Source organism: Bacillus cereus group sp. RP32, from assembly GCF_040459735.1.
GTDB lineage: Bacteria > Bacillota > Bacilli > Bacillales > Bacillaceae_G > Bacillus_A > Bacillus_A wiedmannii.
Map to the genome: position 1 here is coordinate 3,944,184 of NZ_JARVHO010000001.1, position 19,635 is coordinate 3,963,818.

The following is a 19,635-nucleotide window of genomic DNA, read 5'->3' on the forward strand; positions in this document are numbered from 1 at the left end:
CGGTTAGCGCGGCTTTGTAGAAGCCAATGCACGTAATTGTTTCACCTCATGTGGTGACAATTCTCTCGCATCACCAGGTCGCAAGCTACCCACTTCTAAAAAGGCGTAGCGTTCACGCTTTAGTTTCACTACTTTACAATCTAACGCTTCAAACATGCGGCGTACTTGACGATTACGTCCTTCATGAATCGTTAATTGTACAATCGCAGTCTCTTTACGCTTGTCCCAAGAAATAATTTTCACTTGTGCTGGTGCTGTTTTCCCATCTTCTAATGCAACACCTCGTTCTAACATGCGAATTTTCTCACCTGTTAATGGCCCTTTAATTTTTGCAACATACGTTTTTTCAACTTTATATCTTGGATGCATTAATACATTTGCAAATTCCCCATCATTTGTCATCAATAATACGCCAGACGTATCATAATCTAGGCGTCCGATTGGGAATAAACGTTGTCTAATTTCAGGGAAAAAGTCTGTTACAACACTTCTTCCTTTATCATCTGATACACTTGAAATTACGCCAGTTGGTTTATATAGTAAAAAATAAACAGGTTCTTCTTTTTCAAGAGGGATGTTATTTACTTCTACTTTATCTTGAGGAGTTACTTTCGTTCCTAACTCCTTCACTATTTTTCCATTCACTTTTACTTTTCCTTGCTGAATTAATTCCTCAGCCTTTCTTCTCGATGCAATACCTGCTTGCGCAATCACTTTTTGTAATCGTTCCATTTCTTTTTTTCACCTCGAATTTATCTTACCTTACATTAGAAAGACTTGGCAACCGCATACGCTTGACGGCTATTCGCTTCATCTTACTTAAACAACATAGCGATGATAATAAACATATAAAGGGCAAATCATGTTTTTTACCTTTTATTATTGTCCATATTCTTCATATTGCTCACAATAAAAGTTCATCATTTTGTCAAAAATACCGCATAAAAAAACCACTATTAAGCAACACCTTAATAGTGGTCGTATACGTATTATAAGCGAAATAGCATAAAAAATGAATAGCCGCCTTACTTAAACATTAAAGAAACAAACACAATTGAACAAATAATCCCGATTAAATCGGCAAAAAGTCCTACTTTTAATGCATCTCCCATTTTTCTAATTCCAACAGCTCCGAAGTATACTGTTAAAATATAAAAAGTCGTATCTGTACTCCCTTGCATTGTAGAAGCCAATCTTCCAATAAACGAATCTGGCCCATATGTGGCAATTAAATCGGTCGTAATACTTAAACCAGCAGAGCCTGAAATAGGGCGTATAAGTGCTAGAGGAACAATTTCCGCGGGGACATGAATTAAATCTAACATCGGCTTCATTACTGATATCATTGCATCTAACGCTCCAGACGCCCGAAAAATCGAAATAGATACAAGCATTCCAACCATAAACGGTAAAATAGAGATCGCAATTTGAATCCCTTCTTTTCCCCCCTCAACGAACGATTCATACGTCGGCACTTTCTTTATCGTGCCATATAAAAGGATAAAACCAATTACACAAGGAATTACCCATAATGATATCGTATTGACAATACTCATTTTTTCCGCCCCTTCCTACTCCTTCTTCGGTAAAAATAGCGGTCAATCCAAATCGCTCCGATCATAGATAGTACTTGTGCAATGAATGTTACCCCAACAATTTCAGTAGGATTCGCTGATTCATACGTCATTCGAATCGAAATGACAGTAGTAGGAATTAAAGTAATCGCTGATGTATTTAATGCGAGAAACGTCACCATAGAACGGCTCGCCGAATCCTTCCCTCCATTTAACTCTTTCAATTGTTCCATCGCTTTAATACCAAGAGGGGTTGCTGCATTACCTAACCCAAAAAAGTTCGCCATCATATTCGATAAAATAAATCCCATTGACGGATGATCTTTCGGTATTTCTGGAAACAACCTTTTTACTATCGGCATAAAAAGTGACACTAACTTTTTTAACAACCCTGCTTCCTCTGCAATTTTCATTAAACCGAGCCAAAATACTAATACACTAATAAGTCCTATACAAATTGTTACTGCATCTTTTGCTCCGTCAAATACGGCTTTATTTATTGCTTCCATCGTTCCATTTATCATGGCATATACAATCCCTATGACTGCCATCGCTACCCATACGAGATTAACCATCGCTCCCAACACCTATCATATGAGAAAAAATTTCTTTCACATTATTCCAATACATTCCCGTTGTAGCTACTAACTTTCGTTTACTATAAAATAAATTCCGTTCTCCAACTTTCTCATTGCCAACATAAATTTCCGTCTTCCCAACCTTTACTCCATCTTTAAGTTTTGCACTTTTATCAAGTTCAACTTTTAATACGACATTCTTTCTTTCCTGCTCAGTTAATGGCACCGCGAAACTATTTTTTGTATATACATGATTGGCATATTTCTTTTCAGTTATTTCAGCAAGAGCTCCTTGTCCTACAACGTTCGTTTGCTTGAAACGTTCAAAACCTTTATCAAATAAATTCATATGATCATCCCAATCGCTAGAAGCGCTCAAAGTTACGACAATTAGATCTAGTCCATCTTTTGATGCTGTTGTAACAAGTGTCCGTCCTGCTTTCTTCGTAAAACCTGTTTTTCCTCCTGTCGCAAATTCATAATAAGATGTCACGAGTTTATGTTTGTTTTTCCACGGATAATCCCACGAATCTGATTTATACGTTTTTGTCCCAAAAATCTTCTTAAAGGTTTCGTTCCCCATTGCATACTTTGTTAAAAGTGCCATATCATAGGCTGATGAATAATGGGATCCATCTCCATCCAAACCATGTGGGTTTGAAAAGTGAGTATCTTTCATTCCAATTTGTTTCGCCTTTTCATTCATTAAATATACGAACCCTTCTATACTTCCTCCTACATTTTCAGCAATTACTTGTGCTGCATCATTACCAGATCTAAGCATGAGTCCGTATACTAAATCCTCTAACTTCACTTTCTGTCCAGGCTTTAAATAAATTGCTGATCCTTCTACTCTCACCGCTTCATTACTAACCGATACCATTTCTTTCATTTTTCCTGATTCAGCAGCTAACAAGGCTGTCATAATTTTTGTTATACTAGCAATTTTTTGTGGCTCATGTTCTGCTTTTCCGTATAATACACGACCGGACTGTTGCTCCATTAATACAGCATTTCGAGCACTGACATTACTGTTCATCTTTGCATATGTAGGAATTGGTATAACGCTTGCGTACATAATAAGAAGCGTGATTATTACACAAATTCGTCTCATATTTCCCCCCACGTCCTTTTGGCACTTTTTGTACAAGTGTATGCTTGGCCTTTTAAAATATGAACGAAATCTCTTTCTCCTTCTAATAAAAAAGACGCAGAGAACCTGCGTCTAATACGGTGTCCATTCAATTTGTTTCGCACTTTCAAATCTTTTTTCTACATCAGGCCAATTTACAACATTCCACCAGTTTTTAATATATTCATCTTTTCGATTTTGGTATTGTAAATAATACGCATGTTCCCACACGTCTAGCACGAGGAGCGGTATCGTATCCCATTGTGTAAATAATTGATGAAGTGTACTCTGCAAAATTTCTAATCTTCCAGATCGTGGTACCCAAACGAGAAGCGCCCAGCCTGATCCTTCCACTTTAGAAGCTGCTTCTGTGAAATGTTTTTGAAAACGTAAAAAACTCCCAAAATCTTGTTCAATCTGTTGTGAAAGAGCCCCTCTTGGACTTCCGCCACCATCTTTTTTCATGTTATTCCAAAATATCGTGTGTAAGTAATGACCTGATCCATGAAAAGCCGCTTCTCTTTCCCAATGCTTAATTAAATCAAATTGATTTGTTTTTCTCGCTTCTTCCATCATTTTCTCTGCCTTATTTAACCCTTCTACGTAACTGCGATGATGTTTATCATGGTGTAACATCATAATTTCTCTAGAAATATACGGTTCTAACGCATTATACGGATAAGGTAATGGTGGAAGTGTATGCCCTCCAATCGGAACTGCTCGTTCACTATCCCCTCTTTCATATAGTTCATATTCCTCTTCTCCTTGCACGAATACTTCCTGCAAATGATGCTGAATATGTTCTACATCATCACTTATTTCATACATAAACTCTGCATCTGTATCATACTCATGCTCTTTCATACGATCTAATAACGTTTGAATTTTATAAGCAAGCATATGGACATCATACACTTCCATTGCACGGCTATCTAATACGTGAAGAACACTTTCACACCAGCTTTCTACTTCATGAAAGTAATCTGTAAATACACCTTGCTGACTCATGTTACACCTCCTTAATGCTATCCCCATAAATATATTCAAAGGAAATCCCTTATATAACTTTACAAAAGGAAAAGAAGCTAAGTCCCCTTAGCTTCTTTTTCGCAATTAATATTTGTGTAACATCTTTGTTTGGTAATCCGTCTCATAATATTCTAGTTCTTCACGCATCAATTGAAATTTTCCTTCTAAACTCTTCATCACTTGCTCTATAGATGCTGGTGGCGTTTGTTGAAAAACGATGGAGTTTTTCCCTGTATAGGCAGACCGACTATTTTCATACCAATGATCACTCTTTGGTGAGAAAAACTCTGCAATTACTTGATGATAAATTTTATATAAAATTTTCTCAGCTGCTGTTTTTCGAAATGGCTGGCTATTTAACAAAACAAAACATGCATCATGTCCTTCTTCACAAAAAACAAGAAGACGTCTTATTGATGCTAATAACCCTTTATAATATTGCTCGTTCCCTGCTGGTTTTTCTTCTAATAAAGAAGGCAACGTATGATAATTTACATAATTGGTTATTAAAGTAATAACATCTTCTAAAAACATAGAAACTTGTTCTGTTTGATTTTCAACCATTAGATTAGACATTTTTCCCTCTCCTTTGCCATTTCACGCTATTTCTACTCTTTTATTTTTATGTAATTCAGCTAATATTTCTTGTACTTTCACCACTGTTTCCTCATCAAAATATTGTTGGAATGCTTCTATATTATTTAAATATAAACGTTTTTGCATGCGATGCTCATTCTCTTTCAGTAAACAACATATCGCTACAATATCCCGTAAATATATGTCTTGTTCTTCTATTTTACATACTGGATTTCCTTCAAAAGGAGTAATTTCTTGTAAAACTTCTTCAAAATATCGAACGTATAAAACGGAAAAAGTTCTCTCTTTATTATTTAATATATATGTCACTTCCGATCTATTAAAGAAATCTTCTGATGTATTAGGTTTCGCTTTCTCTAACTCATATCCCGCATAACCTATTATAATCATCTACTGCCCCTCTCTTCCTTCTTTCAATTTATTTTAACTTAATTTTCTGACAAACGAAATACTCTTTTAAATATAACCCATATAAAAAATAGCTTCCCTATACAGGAATTTACCTTTTTATTTTTCTTGAAGTTTGTCATAATAATATTATTGTCTCAGTTTTCTTATACAAGGAGAGTTGTATTTATGTCGTTTTCATGGAAACGTTTCTTACAAATCGGGAAAATTATCTTCCCATTTGTTGTATTAACAATTGTATTCTTTCAAGCAAAAAAAGAATTAGCAGGCATTTCTTTTTTAGAAGCAATCAATACAATTAAAAACATTCCAACTGGAGGAGTCTTTTTAGCAATTACACTTGGTGCATTTGCCGTATCAACAATGTTCTTTTATGACTATGTTATGCTTCGTTATTTAAAAGCTGATATACCAGTCCAAAAGATTTTTCGTATCTCATGGATTGCTAATACTTTAAATGGATTTATTGGGTTTGGTGGTCTCGTTGGAGCTGGTGTACGCACAATGCTTTATCGTCCATACATAAAAGAAAATGGCAAACTTATTAAAAGTATCGCCTGGATGACAACTGCTTTTATTAACGGACTCGCAATTCTTTCTTTCCTCGGTCTCATTGGAATATTAGACACAAGTTTTATTTTGCATGAAAAACCGTGGCTATGGCCTGTTCTTATTTTCTTCGCCCTTTTCGTCCCTATATACATTGGCTTTTCTAAACTTAAAAATAGAAAACCAAAGCAAACCGAAGGGCAAGAAGAAGGGGAAGAAGAAAAAAATCCAACTGTTTTATACTCATTAGTTTCATTAGTTGAGTGGGTATCTGCCGGTATTGTTATGTACGTCATACTAATATTATTTGGTATCGATATCGAATTTCAAAAGTTTTTAGGTGTGTATGTAATTGCTGCTTTAGCTGGTGTTGTTAGTCTTGTTCCTGGTGGACTTGGTTCATTTGATCTTGTCTTTTTAACTGGGCTCGGACAATACGGCATTGATACAGGCGTATTACTACCTGCTATGTTATTATATCGCCTCGTCTATTACATTTTACCTTTCTGCCTTGGTCTTATTTTTGCAGCTTTTGAAATGACAGGCGTGGCCATTAAAAAGTTTGAAGATAAACCTTTTATTGCGCCTGCATTAGAAACAACTGGTGTTATATGGACTTTGCAGCGTGATTTTCTAGGAAAACTAGGTTCATGGGCCTCTGCTGCTTTAACAGTATTTGCTGGATTAATGGTTATTTTATCGACCATTCTACCGACAAGTATAAACAGAGCACACGCCTTACATATTCTAGCTCCAAAACATCTTATTCAATTTTCTTTTAGCTTATCACTAACATTTGGTATTCTCCTCCTGATCCTTTCGCGAGGGATATATTATGGAACAAAGCGTTCTTACTATATGACGATTATTTCTTTAATCGGAGCAGCCATCTTTAATACGCTAAAAGGGATTGATATTGAAGAGACGTTTATTTTATTAATCGTACTCGCTGTATTATATATGCTTCGTAAAAGATTTGTACGCGAGAAAATGGAAGTCTCACTTTCTGATATGGTAAAAGTTTTTATATTCTTACTCATAACTTTATATTTATATAAAAACTTAGGTATTTTATTTGCAGGTGCAAAAGAAGCTTTTAAACCTGATTTTGTCGTTCGTAATATTACACAAGTGAAACGAAGTGCATTAGCAGCTGCCTTTTTCGTCCCTACATTTTTACTGATTGGCTCACTCATTGCCAATCGTTATCGAAATGAATTTCCCGGGCAACCAGCTAATGATAAAAGGTTGCAAAACTTTTTAGATGAACATGATGGTAATGTACTTAGTCATTTAGGATTTTTAGGAGATAAACAATTTTTCTTCAGTAGTGATGGGAAAGCGCTCCTTCTCTTCTCTATAACTGGAAAACGTCTCGTTGTGCTAGGTGATCCAATTGGGGATCCTTCCTCCTACCGTACTGTGTTACAAGAGTTTTTAGCTGAGGCTGATCGATTTGGATACATTTGTGTATTCTACCAAATAGAAAGTAAATGGATGAGTTTATATCATGATTTTGGTTACAACTTCTTTAAACTTGGTGAAGAAGCTGTCGTTGATTTGAACACATTTACAATAACAGGAAAAAAACGAGCCGGTATGCGAGCGACTTTCAACCGTTTCGAACGAGAAGGCTATACATTCTCTATTCATCAGCCACCATTCTCAAACGAATTATTTGAAGAGTTAAGAAAAGTTTCAGATGCGTGGCTCGGCGGAAAAAAAGAGAAAGGTTTTTCACTCGGATACTTTGATCGTGAATATATTAGCCGAGCACCTATCGCTACATTATGTGATGCTGATGGAAAAATCATTGCATTTACAACCTTTATGCCCGTATATCAAGACGGATCATTGTCTGTTGATTTAATGCGCTATTATCCAGATGCACCTAGCGGCATTATGGATGCAATTTTCATCCACCTATTCCAGTGGGCAAAAGAAAATGAATACCACTCCTTTAATATTGGTATGGCACCACTTTCAAATGTAGGTTTATCGACACAATCTTTTTGGTCCGAACGAGTTGCTGCTGCCATCTTTAATAATGTTCGTTATACGTATAGCTTCAGCGGGCTACGTCATTTTAAAGAAAAATATAAACCAGCATGGAGCGGTAAATATTTAGCATTTAGAAAGAATCATTCTTTACCAATTACAATGCTCTCTGTAACAAAATTAATAGGAAAAAGAAAAAACAGCTAAACATTTAGCTGTTTTTTCTTTTTTGAACTTGTACAATAAATTCTTTTTCATATTTCTTACCATTTATATAGAAATCTCCCCATATTTTATACGTTCCTTCTATAGGAAATGTAATACGGTATTGTAATTGTTCATCTGTATCAACAGGTATTGCGTATAAAAAGTTTTCTCTCGTTTCGTCCACGATATAGAGCGCTTCCACTTCTCCTCTCTCTGAATGTAATTTCAATTTCTCACCCTTTTTCGCTTGGAATTGAAATGTTAACGTCGCTGGTTCATTCGGATGCAATGCACCAAATAATAGAGAAACTTCATACTCCCCTATTTTTTTTGTAAGCACACTATCGATTGGAAATTTTACTTTTTTCTTATTTTTCTCCTCTATTTCTCTCCCAAAATCTTTCTTCGCAAATGATTTCACAGACTTGTTTTTGTCTTCATATAAAAATATTGTATATCTTTCATCTTTCGCTATGTTGGAAGATACCTTATATGATCCATTCCCTGCAAATGTAGGTTTCATTTGTTGTACATGTTTTAATTGTCCGTCTACAATAACTGCCCGAATTTGATCATTCACACCACGAACTTCGTTATTTTTATTATTTAGTAATTGAAACAAAATATTTACTTTCTCATTTCCTTTTCCATTTGACACATCCCATTTTACTTCCTGAACATCACCTACAGTCTCTGTAGTTTCCTGATACTTTTTTATGTAAAATCCTCCTACTACAATAAATAGTAAAGCAACAAGTCCAATGACAAGATTTTTCAAAATATCACCTACCATTTTTATTGTCTCTGTTTATACAAAACTTCTTACATATATATTCTAGATTATGATTTATGAAATCCTCCTGCTTTGCACATATTACAAATAATTAAAAGATTTTAATTGAAAGGATTGATAGTGTATAATGCAAATGATATTGATTTCTATCAATACATTATAAGGAGGACTTTTCATGAGTGTACATATTGAAGCAAAACAAGGCGAAATTGCTGAATCTATTCTATTACCTGGTGATCCATTACGTGCAAAATATATCGCTGAAACATTTCTAGAGGACGTTACTTGCTATAATAACGTGCGTGGTATGTTAGGTTTCACTGGAACTTATAAAGGAAAACGCGTATCTGTTCAAGGTACAGGTATGGGTGTTCCTTCTATTTCTATTTATGTAAACGAATTAATCCAAAGCTACGGAGTTAAAAATTTAATTCGCGTTGGAACTTGCGGTGCGATTCAAAAAGACGTAAAAGTACGTGACGTTATTATTGCAATGACAGCTTGTACGGATTCTAATATGAACCGTTTAACATTCCCAGGTTTTGATTTTGCACCAGCTGCAAACTTTGACCTTTTAAAGAAAGCTTACGATGCTGGAACTGAAAAAGGCTTACACGTTCGTGTTGGTAATGTTTTAACAGCAGATGTATTTTACCGCGAAAGCATGGACATGGTTAAAAAACTTGGAGATTATGGTGTACTAGCAGTAGAAATGGAAACAACTGCTCTTTATACATTAGCAGCGAAATACGGTGTAAATGCGTTATCTGTATTAACAGTAAGCGATCACATTTTCACTGGTGAAGAAACAACATCTGAAGAGCGTCAAACTACATTTAACGAAATGATTGAAATCGCTTTAGATGCAGCAATTCAACAATAATACATTAAAGAACTCGTCATACGTCTGTCGAGTTCTTTTTATGTGACTTTTTATTAAAAACTACTTTCAGAAGAGACAGATTTTCTCCTCTACTTTTTTGTAACGTTTGTTATAATTAAGAAATCATTTACAGTATTTCTCACAAGAGGTGACGCAGTGAAAAACAGAAGTATCGTCTTTAAACTATTTTTATTAACATCAACATTATTTACAATCATATTCCTCCTTTTTTTCTTAGGACAATCTCTATTTTTAGAGAAATTTTACATTAATAAAAAAGTAAAAACAGTTCAAACTGCTTTTGAGAAGTTCGTAAATACTTACGAAGAAAGTGGTAAAACTTATGAGGAAATTCGAAAATTAAAACAAGAATTTCATGACAAAACAAATGCTGAAATGCAGTTTTTAAATACGAACGGCATTATTAAAAGTGACAATAATTTCTACATTGATGTAATTAATCCTAAAAATAATAAAGCATATTCCATTCCACTCAATAATGTTTTAACGCCAGAAGAATATAATAAATTCGAAAACTTAGGATTGAAAAAAGATGGGATGATAAACGTCGTCGGTTTTGTACAAGATTCCACCATAACACCACTAGAATTGACAACAAACTATAATCGATGGCAAAACGAAAATGTCAACTCAGATTTTCAATCCATTAATGGAAACCCTGCTAAAAATAGACTTACAAGCCGATCCAAAACTGTGACTCAAATTGAGTTTACTGGTATCGTATCTAAGTTACAGCTTCCATCCAAAGCAGATGTTCGTCTTGCAAATGATTTTGAAACATTACAAGCCGTTCAATATTTTGCAGAGATTATTAGAAATGGCACTGCTAATTCACACCAATTAAACACTTATATAATAGATGGTGGAGAGAATATAAAAAATAGTATCTTTGTAAAACCTATTGTGGAAAATGGAAAAATTACAGAATACGCTTTTGCGATAGCATCTTTACAACCTGTTAATGAAGCGATGCTCGTTTTAAAGGATTATTATGTCTATGCCTTAATCATCGTATTTCTCGTAATTATTTTATTATCCTTCTACTACTCAAAAATCATTGTGAAACCATTAATTAAAATGAATCGCGTTACAAAAAAAATGGCCAATTTTGATTTTAGTGAAAAATTACCTGTGACAGCAGACGATGAAATTGGCGGGCTTTCCGGTAGTATTAATACGTTATCTGTAAACTTAAAAGACCGAATCGATCGATTAAATGTTGCCAATACAAAATTACAACAAGATATTGAACGTGAACGTCAATTAGAGAAAACGCGAAAAGAATTCATTTCTGGTGTATCACACGAATTAAAAACTCCACTTAGTGTAATTAGAAGTTTCGCAGAAGGAATTAAAGATGGCGTTAGTAAAGATACGACGTATTACACAGATGTTATTTTAGAAGAAACAGAAAACATGAACAGACTTATTGTTGAAATGTTAGAATTAGCAAAACTAGAATCTGGTACGTACAAACTAGATATGACGACATTCTCAATCGGTGAATTAATTCAACAAGTCTATACAAAGTTATTATTTAGCATGGAGGAAAAGCATTTACAAGTGAACGTAGATGTAGACTCTTCTATATTCGTTAACGCGAATCGTAGTCGTATTGAGCAAGTCGTTGTGAACTTACTTAGCAATGCAATTCGCTATACGCCAGATGGAGAAAAAATACACGTCTCCGTTATAGAACTGGAAGATATAGTAAAAGTCGAAATCGAAAACACAGGAAACCCTATCCCTGAAGAAAGTCTTGAAAAAATTTGGGATCGTTTCTACCGTTTAGATGCATCTCGTAGCCGTCATACTGGAGGTACCGGTCTCGGGTTATCAATTGTAAAAAACATTTTAGACCTCCACCATGCCGAGTACGGTGTATATAACACGACTAATAGTGTTGTATTCTACTTTAATTTACAAAAAGTAAAAGAAGTCAAATAATTTGTCTTAATTTCACTAGGAGTTCACATGAAATTCACACTCTCCCTTTATAGTAGGAAACAAGTTAATCCTTTCCTTTACACACATAAATGAGGAGAGTGCGTGAAATGAAACAAGCAGGACAACCTATTCAAAATGAAAAACAATTAGAAACTATCAAAAATATACTTTTACAATCTTCGAAACGTGATGGCTTATTATTCGTATTAGCTGTAAATTCTGGCTTAAAAGTAAGTGAAATCTTACAATTAAAAGTTAGTGATGTAATCGATGAAAATGAAAATGTTCGCCATTCCATTTTATTTTACAATGAAAAAGTAAAGAAACATAAATGGTTTGCTGTAAATGAAGACTTGCAGCACGCGATCGAAGACTACATGAAAGAACGTAAAACTTGGAAACGTAATGAACCATTATTAAAGTCTCAAAAAGGAACGAAATCTATTACGAGACAGCATGCATGGTACATTTTAAACAAAGCTGCAAAAGAAGTTGGATTAGAAGGGATTAGCTCACATACACTTCGAAAAACTTGGGGATATTGTGCATACAAATCAGGTGTTGATATCGCATTTTTACAACACTTCTTTGATCATAGTACTCCATCAAAAACTTTAAAGTATATCGGTATTGCTTAATAACTCTTATACATAAAAAAAGTTACCATTTATAAATGGTAACCTTTTTTATGTTTCACATTCTCTTTTCTTGTCTCTCCTATATTGTAGTGGTACTCTAATAGTAAGGGGGAGAAATTATGAACACATTAACAATTGAATTACCGAAAGAAACGGCTGAAAAACTTGATTTATTAAAACAAGCTTATGAAAAGAAAACAGGTGCTTCCATTTCTGAAAGTACTCTTGTTCAAACACTTATCTCAAAAGAGTTTATCCAAGCGATAACTCCTTTTGATTTACAACAATTCGTCACTGGAAAAGAACAGCATTAATTGCTGTTCTTTTTTTTGATACTTTATTAGGAGTTTACTAGCATTCTCCCCCGAAAAACTTCTTTGCTTCAGCCAAACCTTTTATCAGGAATCTTCCTACCCGGTAATGTCTCATAAAAAGTTTTTTATTTATTTTTCGGAAAACCGTTGACAATGATAATGATAACTATTATCATTTATTACGAAGCCAACAATTGATGAATCAACCAAACGCTCAGTAACATTGTTACCCCTCTTTTTCATATAGAAAGGCACTGTACATTCCCCCTGTTTGTACAGTGCCTTTCTTGTTTATTATCATTCAAACAAATTTAATTGCTCAGGCTTCGGCTCACCATATGTAATGTTCATCATTTTCATAAGCTGTTTCGCATTATCCGCTGCATCTCCGCCCGAATTATTGTTAAATAGTACATATATGTCCTTTGTCTTCTTTTTTAATTGCTCTAGTCTTTCTACCCATTCTTCTAATTCTTTATTGTTGTAGCGATATAAGCAACGAACCGCTCTCCAATTTTCCCCTTTATCAAGCCACCCATGAACATTCCTACCATGAAAACGTATTAACACCATCTCTGCATTCGTTACTTCTAATACGAGCGGTACCGAACCTATCCCGGCCTGCGGCTCATCACAAATGGTATGAATCCATTTCTCATGTTCTAGAAACTGTATCGTCTTATCTTTCATTTCGGGATAAAACCATGTTTGATTTCGAAATTCTATGGCACACGGTAAACCTTCCATTTTTTCTTTCGTATATCGAAGAAAATCCACATTTTTCTTTTTACAATCAAACCATGGTGGATATTGAAATAAAATCATTTTTAATTTATCAGCTTCTATTAAAGGCAGAATAGATTGTTTGTACACATCAAACATCTCATCAAACGTAGAAAAAGGGATTTCACCTTTCATATGTCCTGTCATTCCTTGATATGCTTTTACTATAAAAGCAAAATCTTTCGGTGTTTCCATTGCCCATTTTGTATAGTTTCGTGCAGGTTGCATCGCATAAAATGAACTATCCACTTCCACTATAGGAAAATACTCACTATATGTTCGTAATTTATTTCTATTTTCATAGGGATCTATATATAAAGAATCATGATCTCCCCACCCTGTCACTCCAATGAAAAGCAAATATATCCCTCCCTTTTTAACTTCACCTTCTATTCATTCTACTCACTTCCCGAACACTTCAGCTAATCAATTTTATTAAGTAGCCCCTTCTTTAAGAGTATCCGTATAAAAATATGATATACTAGATGGAAGAATTTTTAAATTGAGGGGTTATTTATTTATGCTTCCAAACGATGATATTATATCTCATGAAAAACGAATAGAAGAATTAGAAAATAAAGTACGTTTTTATGAAGAACTTGTGAATCAATTACCACATCATTTCACATACAAAAATCCACATATTGGTTTACAAATAAAGAAAACGAGAACGACTCATTCCATTCAAAACATAAAAAAAGAGAATAAAGAGGCTGATTTTCAACTTACTTGCGATTCATTATTTTTATTTGAGCAACTTGAAACATACTTCATTCATATTTTTGATGCTTTTTCACATCATGTAACCTTTGTTGATGCTAAAGGAAATATCACTTTATGTAACCAAGCTGCAGCAGATGATTTTGGTGTAGTACGAAATGATATAATCGGAAAGCCAATTCAACAATTACTACAATTGCCAGAAGAAAAAATTAAAGCTCTTGAAACATTAAGAACGGGAACAGAAATATATAACGAAGAAGTTTTAGACAAAAACTATGGCATTTTAAATAACCGAATTATTCGTGATTATAACGGAGAGATTTTTAGAGTCATTAGTGTCTTTCATTATTTAAACACAGAACGTGATGCAGAGAAATTTTCTTTAGCAGGGCGAATTGCAGCTGGGATTGCACATGAAGTACGTAATCCTCTTACAACCGTACGAGGTTATTTACAATTTTTACAAGAAACTGTTTCTCCATCTAATAAAGAATTATTTGAAAACTTACTTATTCCTGAATTAGACCGCGCAAATAGTATTATTACAAAATTTTTAGCTATTTCAAAAACACGCGAATTTACAAGAGAACCGTTTCCTATTAATACATTTTTACGTGAGTATATTCAACAGTTACTAGCTAGTGAAGTCTTTTTACATAATATTTCAATTGATTATAATTTTTCTACCGAATTAGATGATGTATTAGTCCATATTGATCGTCATGAACTTGTACAAGTTTTTTTAAACCTATTTCAGAATGCTGTCGATGCTCAAGGTGAAAAAAAACTTTCTATCCAAATTACTAGTTATCGCCTAGATAATTTTGTTCGTATTACTTTCACTGATAATGGAATTGGTATTCCAACAGCCATTCAAGAGTATATCTTTGATCCATTCTTCTCAACAAAAGATTCGGGCACAGGACTGGGCTTGTCAGTAACGAAGAAAATTATTCAAAATCATAACGGTACATTAAAAATGACCAGTAATCAAGATGGTACAACTTTCACTATTTCAATTCCAATTTTACCTAAAACAACCCTTGAAAGATTAAATGACTACAAATGAGGTACTCCTCCACAAACTGCATGCCAATTGTTAAATACCTACAACAATTAGCATGCAGTTTTTTATGCTGAATTTTTCGTCCTTACATTATATAAACCTTCTCTTTATCTTACTTATTTTTGCTAAGAGGGCCAATTTCTTATTTTTTTAGAAATGGTAGTTTGTCCATCACGAATTTAGTATAAATTTCATTTTAATATATAGTAACGACTATTGATTCTATGAAAGAAAGGAATGAAAAGATGAACAATAAAAATAAAGGAAAAGTATTTTATGGTAATGATTGTTGCGAAGTCAGAGCTTGTAGTTATATTAACATCTCTAAGTCCGAACTTACAGAATTCGTTAGACTTCTTCAAGCTCTTGGCCAAGCTATTCAAGCGGTCTTTCAAAACCCTTCTCAAAATAATATAGATAACTTGATTGCCGCCCTAAATAACCTACAAAAATTCCTAAATTGCTTAGATTTGTCTCCAGCACAAAAACAAATTGGAAATTCTATTATTGCTAATCTATTAACTATTTTAAGAACAACACCTTTCTCATGCGGAGCATTGTACGTTGAGCTACAAAGCTTGCTTAATTATTTATTGTATATCGCTAAGTTATTCAAAGTAGATTGCTGCACTATCGACAAACTAGTTAAACTCATAACAGAGATCCAAACTATCCTAGTTCAATACGGGTCAGGTTGCCTTGGAGGAGGAGCAACAGGGGCTACTGGTGCTCAAGGACCGGCTGGCGCAACAGGGGCTACTGGCGCTCAAGGTGCTACTGGTGCTCAAGGACCAGCTGGCGCTCAAGGGGCTACTGGTGCTCAAGGACCAGCTGGCGCAACAGGGGCTACTGGTGCTCAAGGTGCTACTGGTGCTCAAGGACCGGCTGGCGCAACAGGGGCTACTGGTGCTCAAGGTGCTACTGGCGCAACAGGAGCAGCAGGTACTCCAATTCCTGTAACTATCGCAGCTATCGGAAACTCAAATCCACAAACTATATCCCCTGGAACAAACATCCAATTCAATCAAGTTTTTGAATTAACTAATATCTCTTTCAACGATACTTCAGATACTTTAACAATTTTAGAAACAGGCGTATATGATATTAGTTTCTCAGCGTCTACAACTTTCCCAGGATCTTCACCATTCGGATTCGGTATTTCATTCAATGGCCAACCACCCAATCGTAACTTCTCAACTAACGTTATCGGTAGTGCTGTTTCTTTCTCTACAATCGTTACTTTACAAGCTGGTACAACGATTGCTGTACAGCCTACAGCAAACACTATTTCTATTCCTAACACAGGCGATACAACTGCAACACTATCCGTATTCCGAATTTACTAATTTTCAATCAATAAGTATATTTATAATAATATGTATCGTTTAACCGTGCATTAAATCTCTCTTTATATAGAAAGGAGCACTTATTTGGGAGGATAAGTGCTCCTTCTTTACGTTTCTTTACCTCAAATTTACTCTGTCTTAATCCTCATTTTGTATGATAAATAGTGAAGTCAAAGATATGAAAGAGGGATGAAAATGAGAGTTATGTCACTAATACGCATTTGGGTTGCTCTTATGGTATGCATTATTTTATGTGTAGGATTTTTTTTAACTCTAAAATATTCCACTATATCAAAAGCAGAGAGAAAAACTGTTCCATACAAACTTTTGTATACAAAACAAAGCAACATCCCTTATTCCAATGCCTCCAATAATGAAAAAAAAGTTATAAAAGGAATGCTTATTACGAAAGCTTCTAGTTCCGAAGCGTTACTTCAAATTGCTGAAACGATTAAAGTTCAGTATACAAATAAAGAAATTGATGAAATCATGCTTTCTATCCATAATGAAAATAATGGTGTTTACGAAGAAGAATTACCTTACGAGCCTATTAGTAAAGGAAAAATAATCATCACATACGATTCTCAATCCTTTAGCAGTACAAATGTTATACTTAACGAGTAATACTATTTATCCCAATTGATACGGGCTAACAACTCGTAAGGATAGATACAGCTCTTCCCACCGATTAAAAGTTCACTTAATTTCTCATACGAAAAAGAGACGAATTTCGTTATTCGCCTCTTTCTTTTACCAAAGTGAAGGAATCCATTCTTTTACTTTGTCGAGCCACTCTTGTTGCTCTTTTTTTCTTTGCTGTTCCTCTTCTTTCCTTTTCTTCTCTTCTTCTTTTCTTCGTTTTTCCTCTTCTATTGTATTCAATTGTTTTTTATAATCAGCCTCAGATATGAGCGATAACTGGAATGCTTTTTGAGCTGGATTGGCATTCGCTTTTTTCATAATATCCCGGAACATCGTCGTCGTAATTTGACTCCCCCCTGGAACATAATGATCGCTATCTGTTTTATCAAATCCTACCCAAATCGCACCTACTAAATCTGGTGTGTATCCAACAAACCATGAATCCTTTGCACCGGTGCTTGGTCCATTTACAATTTGAGTAGTTCCTGTCTTACCGGCCGTATCAACATTATTAACTTTCGCCTTTTCGCCCGTTCCCTTTTCGACAACACCTTTTAATAAATATGTCATCTTTTGAGCAATTTTCTCGCTCGTCACTCGTGTCTCTTTCTTATACCACTTTCCAATTGTTTCACCTTCAGCATTTTGTATCTCTCTAATCGCATGAGCTTCCACTTGGACACCGTCATTTGCAAATGTACTGTATGCTTGAGCCATTACAAATGGAGAGGTCCCAACATGCATCCCGCCTAAAGCAATTGGATACGTACGATCTTCTGGCACTAATGGAATACCAAATCGCTCTAAAGATTTCAATCCTTTATCCAATCCAATTTGTTCCAATAGCCAAACAGCCGAAACATTGTACGACTTTGCCACGGCTTCATACATTGTCACATCACCGTGAAAAGTGTGATCACTATTTTGCGGTTTATATTCTTTAATATTAAATGGTTCATCTTTTAATATATCGTATACTTCATACCCTTGCTCTAAAGCTGGTACATATACAGCCAGAGGCTTTAACGTTGAGCCAGGTTGTCTTTTTAATTGGGTTGCATGGTTAAACTGTAAAAACTGATACGGTCCTCTACCTCCAACTAAAGCTGGTACACCACCTGTTTTGGGATTCATAAGAACTACACCCGTTTGCATAAGCTGGTCTGAGCCATTATCTTTGAAATAACTCTCATTATTCACAACGTCTTCTACAGCCTGTTGTTTTTTCGGATCAAGCTCTGTGTAAATACGATAACCACCTGCTAAAATTTCATTTTGTGTTAATTCGTACTTGTCCATAGCTTCCCTAACAATATAATCTACATATTGAGAGTATTTCCCCTTGTATTTATCATCCACACCACGTTTTAACACAAGACCGCTCTCTTTTTCTTTATTATACTGTTCGTCAGAAATATATCCTTGCTCTTTCATTAAACTTAATACAACATTACGTCGTTCGATTGACTTATTAAAGTTTTTATATGGTGAATATGCAGACGGTGCTTTAATCAAACCAGCAATCGTTGCAGCCTCTGAAACCGTTAAATCTTTTACATCTTTATCAAAATAAGATTTAGCTGCCCTTTTTATACCCCAAGCACCTTCGCCAAAATAAATTTGGTTCATATACATTTCAATAATTTCATCTTTCGTATACGTACGCTCTATTTTTTTTGTTAAAAAATATTCCTTTATTTTTCGAGAGTATGTGCGGTCTTGTGTCAGAAATACATTTTTCGCAAGTTGTTGTGTAATTGTACTTCCCCCTGCTACAACTTCTCCTGCTGTAATATTTTTAAAAACTGCACTTATAATTCCACTATAGTAAATACCGTGATGGTTAAAAAACTCCTTATCTTCTACTGCAACAATTGCCTGAACCATAATATCAGGAATATTTCCCCTTTTAATACCTTCTGTTTTAGAAGAAGCTAATTTAGTCGCAACTTCATTATTTGCATCATAAATTAAGGTCGGTTGCGGAACAGCTTGTTTTAATTCAGATATGTCTTGAATGGAAATTATTATATTTATAGCAACAAATAGAGTAGCGAGTAAACTCCCTAATACAATTAATGAATTACGAAGTTTCTTCCTCTTGTTGAACCACTCCTGCATTTTTTTTAAGTGAGTGTTCTTCAATTTCATTCGTTCACTTCCTTCGTTTGTTTACACTCTTCTTTTCAAAAGGAAGAATATACCTCCTTTTAAATTTATTATAATAACGTAGTCGTTCCTATAGTGTAAAGCTTTTCTTTCACATTCATACTTTTTGCAAGAAAAGGACATTCTACAAGTAAGATATTCACTATTGATTATTAATATTATTAATACAACAATGAGAGTTATGTTAAGTTTTTGTAAACTTTTCGATAAAATGTTTTAAAAAACGACAGTTTTTTGT

Annotated in this window: 18 protein-coding genes; 8 read left to right on the top strand and 10 right to left on the bottom strand. The window is 34.6% G+C overall.

The annotated features are described in order from the left end of the window. Positions 1-3: 3 nt before the first annotated feature. The 7 genes from rluB to QCI46_RS20320 form a co-directional block, all read right to left on the bottom strand. Positions 4-732 (bottom strand): 23S rRNA pseudouridine(2605) synthase RluB, encoded by a 729-nt coding sequence (rluB, locus tag QCI46_RS20290; RefSeq protein WP_000440552.1) that lies wholly within the window; start codon positions 730-732, stop codon positions 4-6. A gap of 293 nt (positions 733-1,025) precedes the next feature. Further along, entirely contained in the window at positions 1,026-1,556 is a 531-nt protein-coding gene (spmB, locus tag QCI46_RS20295; protein WP_000029511.1) for a spore maturation protein SpmB, read from the bottom strand. Then, on the bottom strand, positions 1,553-2,149 hold the full coding sequence (spmA, locus tag QCI46_RS20300) for a spore maturation protein SpmA (RefSeq protein WP_000247806.1): 597 nt from the start codon (positions 2,147-2,149) through the stop codon (positions 1,553-1,555). The genes spmB and spmA overlap by 4 nt, the downstream gene beginning before the upstream one ends. Continuing rightward, the gene (dacB, locus tag QCI46_RS20305; protein WP_001252621.1) at positions 2,142-3,266 is read right to left on the bottom strand and encodes a D-alanyl-D-alanine carboxypeptidase DacB; all 1,125 of its coding nucleotides are present in this window, start codon (positions 3,264-3,266) and stop codon (positions 2,142-2,144) included. Before dacB ends, spmA begins: the two co-directional genes overlap by 8 nt. Positions 3,267-3,377: 111 nt before the next feature. Beyond that, entirely contained in the window at positions 3,378-4,292 is a 915-nt protein-coding gene (locus QCI46_RS20310) for a superoxide dismutase (RefSeq protein WP_000082674.1), read from the bottom strand. Between the two features lie 105 nt (positions 4,293-4,397). Continuing rightward, positions 4,398-4,889 (bottom strand): YpuI family protein, encoded by a 492-nt coding sequence (locus QCI46_RS20315; protein WP_000067570.1) that lies wholly within the window; start codon positions 4,887-4,889, stop codon positions 4,398-4,400. 21 nt (positions 4,890-4,910) lie between these two features. Next, on the bottom strand, positions 4,911-5,300 hold the full coding sequence (locus QCI46_RS20320) for a hypothetical protein (RefSeq protein WP_353841258.1): 390 nt from the start codon (positions 5,298-5,300) through the stop codon (positions 4,911-4,913). Between the two features lie 186 nt (positions 5,301-5,486). On the opposite strand from QCI46_RS20320, the gene mprF reads away from it, so the two are divergent. After that, positions 5,487-8,072, top strand: a complete 2,586-nt coding sequence (mprF, locus tag QCI46_RS20325) for a bifunctional lysylphosphatidylglycerol flippase/synthetase MprF (RefSeq protein ID WP_048541887.1) — start codon at positions 5,487-5,489, stop codon at positions 8,070-8,072. A 4-nt stretch (positions 8,073-8,076) separates the two neighbouring features. Here mprF and QCI46_RS20330 read toward each other — a convergent pair whose 3' ends face one another. After that, on the bottom strand, positions 8,077-8,865 hold the full coding sequence (locus QCI46_RS20330) for a hypothetical protein (RefSeq protein ID WP_141499058.1): 789 nt from the start codon (positions 8,863-8,865) through the stop codon (positions 8,077-8,079). Between the two features lie 175 nt (positions 8,866-9,040). On the opposite strand from QCI46_RS20330, the gene deoD reads away from it, so the two are divergent. The 4 genes from deoD (at position 9,041) to QCI46_RS20350 (ending at position 12,668) form a co-directional block, all read left to right on the top strand. Continuing rightward, entirely contained in the window at positions 9,041-9,748 is a 708-nt protein-coding gene (gene deoD, locus QCI46_RS20335; RefSeq protein ID WP_000110707.1) for a purine-nucleoside phosphorylase, read from the top strand. A 156-nt stretch (positions 9,749-9,904) separates the two neighbouring features. After that, complete coding sequence (locus tag QCI46_RS20340) at positions 9,905-11,716, top strand: sensor histidine kinase (protein ID WP_046955235.1); 1,812 nt, start codon at positions 9,905-9,907, stop codon at positions 11,714-11,716. 107 nt (positions 11,717-11,823) lie between these two features. Next, complete coding sequence (locus tag QCI46_RS20345) at positions 11,824-12,354, top strand: tyrosine-type recombinase/integrase (RefSeq protein WP_000806236.1); 531 nt, start codon at positions 11,824-11,826, stop codon at positions 12,352-12,354. A gap of 119 nt (positions 12,355-12,473) precedes the next feature. Next, the gene (locus tag QCI46_RS20350; protein ID WP_001094861.1) at positions 12,474-12,668 is read left to right on the top strand and encodes a DUF3924 domain-containing protein; all 195 of its coding nucleotides are present in this window, start codon (positions 12,474-12,476) and stop codon (positions 12,666-12,668) included. Positions 12,669-12,965: 297 nt separating this feature from the next. Here the strand turns inward: QCI46_RS20350 and QCI46_RS20355 are convergent, their stop codons facing one another. Continuing rightward, the gene (locus QCI46_RS20355; protein WP_000897337.1) at positions 12,966-13,811 is read right to left on the bottom strand and encodes a DUF72 domain-containing protein; all 846 of its coding nucleotides are present in this window, start codon (positions 13,809-13,811) and stop codon (positions 12,966-12,968) included. A 160-nt stretch (positions 13,812-13,971) separates the two neighbouring features. Here QCI46_RS20355 and QCI46_RS20360 point away from each other — a divergent pair, with 160 nt between their 5' ends. The 3 genes from QCI46_RS20360 to QCI46_RS20370 all read left to right on the top strand — a co-directional run bounded on the left by QCI46_RS20360 (position 13,972) and on the right by QCI46_RS20370 (position 17,210). Then, positions 13,972-15,243, top strand: a complete 1,272-nt coding sequence (locus QCI46_RS20360) for an ATP-binding protein (protein WP_046958910.1) — start codon at positions 13,972-13,974, stop codon at positions 15,241-15,243. A 242-nt stretch (positions 15,244-15,485) separates the two neighbouring features. After that, on the top strand, positions 15,486-16,586 hold the full coding sequence (locus QCI46_RS20365) for a Gly-Xaa-Xaa repeat protein (RefSeq protein WP_353841259.1): 1,101 nt from the start codon (positions 15,486-15,488) through the stop codon (positions 16,584-16,586). A gap of 195 nt (positions 16,587-16,781) precedes the next feature. Then, positions 16,782-17,210: a hypothetical protein gene (locus tag QCI46_RS20370; protein WP_327957841.1), complete on the top strand. Its 429-nt coding sequence runs from the start codon at positions 16,782-16,784 to the stop codon at positions 17,208-17,210. A 126-nt stretch (positions 17,211-17,336) separates the two neighbouring features. On the opposite strand, the gene QCI46_RS20375 is transcribed toward QCI46_RS20370, so the two are convergent. After that, positions 17,337-19,379, bottom strand: a complete 2,043-nt coding sequence (locus QCI46_RS20375) for a transglycosylase domain-containing protein (protein WP_353841260.1) — start codon at positions 19,377-19,379, stop codon at positions 17,337-17,339. Positions 19,380-19,635 lie beyond the last annotated feature (256 nt).

Coding starts and splice junctions, on each gene's coding strand:
- QCI46_RS20320 (WP_353841258.1), bottom strand. CDS start 5,300: ATGATTATAATAGGTTATGCGGGATATGAGTTAGAGAAAGCGAAACCT.
- QCI46_RS20365 (WP_353841259.1), top strand. CDS start 15,486: ATGAACAATAAAAATAAAGGAAAAGTATTTTATGGTAATGATTGTTGC.
- spmB (WP_000029511.1), bottom strand. CDS start 1,556: ATGAGTATTGTCAATACGATATCATTATGGGTAATTCCTTGTGTAATT.
- QCI46_RS20315 (WP_000067570.1), bottom strand. CDS start 4,889: ATGTCTAATCTAATGGTTGAAAATCAAACAGAACAAGTTTCTATGTTT.
- QCI46_RS20370 (WP_327957841.1), top strand. CDS start 16,782: ATGAGAGTTATGTCACTAATACGCATTTGGGTTGCTCTTATGGTATGC.
- dacB (WP_001252621.1), bottom strand. CDS start 3,266: ATGAGACGAATTTGTGTAATAATCACGCTTCTTATTATGTACGCAAGC.
- mprF (WP_048541887.1), top strand. CDS start 5,487: ATGTCGTTTTCATGGAAACGTTTCTTACAAATCGGGAAAATTATCTTC.
- QCI46_RS20350 (WP_001094861.1), top strand. CDS start 12,474: ATGAACACATTAACAATTGAATTACCGAAAGAAACGGCTGAAAAACTT.
- QCI46_RS20360 (WP_046958910.1), top strand. CDS start 13,972: ATGCTTCCAAACGATGATATTATATCTCATGAAAAACGAATAGAAGAA.
- QCI46_RS20375 (WP_353841260.1), bottom strand. CDS start 19,379: ATGAAATTGAAGAACACTCACTTAAAAAAAATGCAGGAGTGGTTCAAC.
- spmA (WP_000247806.1), bottom strand. CDS start 2,149: ATGGTTAATCTCGTATGGGTAGCGATGGCAGTCATAGGGATTGTATAT.
- QCI46_RS20310 (WP_000082674.1), bottom strand. CDS start 4,292: ATGAGTCAGCAAGGTGTATTTACAGATTACTTTCATGAAGTAGAAAGC.
- QCI46_RS20330 (WP_141499058.1), bottom strand. CDS start 8,865: ATGGTAGGTGATATTTTGAAAAATCTTGTCATTGGACTTGTTGCTTTA.
- deoD (WP_000110707.1), top strand. CDS start 9,041: ATGAGTGTACATATTGAAGCAAAACAAGGCGAAATTGCTGAATCTATT.
- QCI46_RS20345 (WP_000806236.1), top strand. CDS start 11,824: ATGAAACAAGCAGGACAACCTATTCAAAATGAAAAACAATTAGAAACT.
- rluB (WP_000440552.1), bottom strand. CDS start 732: ATGGAACGATTACAAAAAGTGATTGCGCAAGCAGGTATTGCATCGAGA.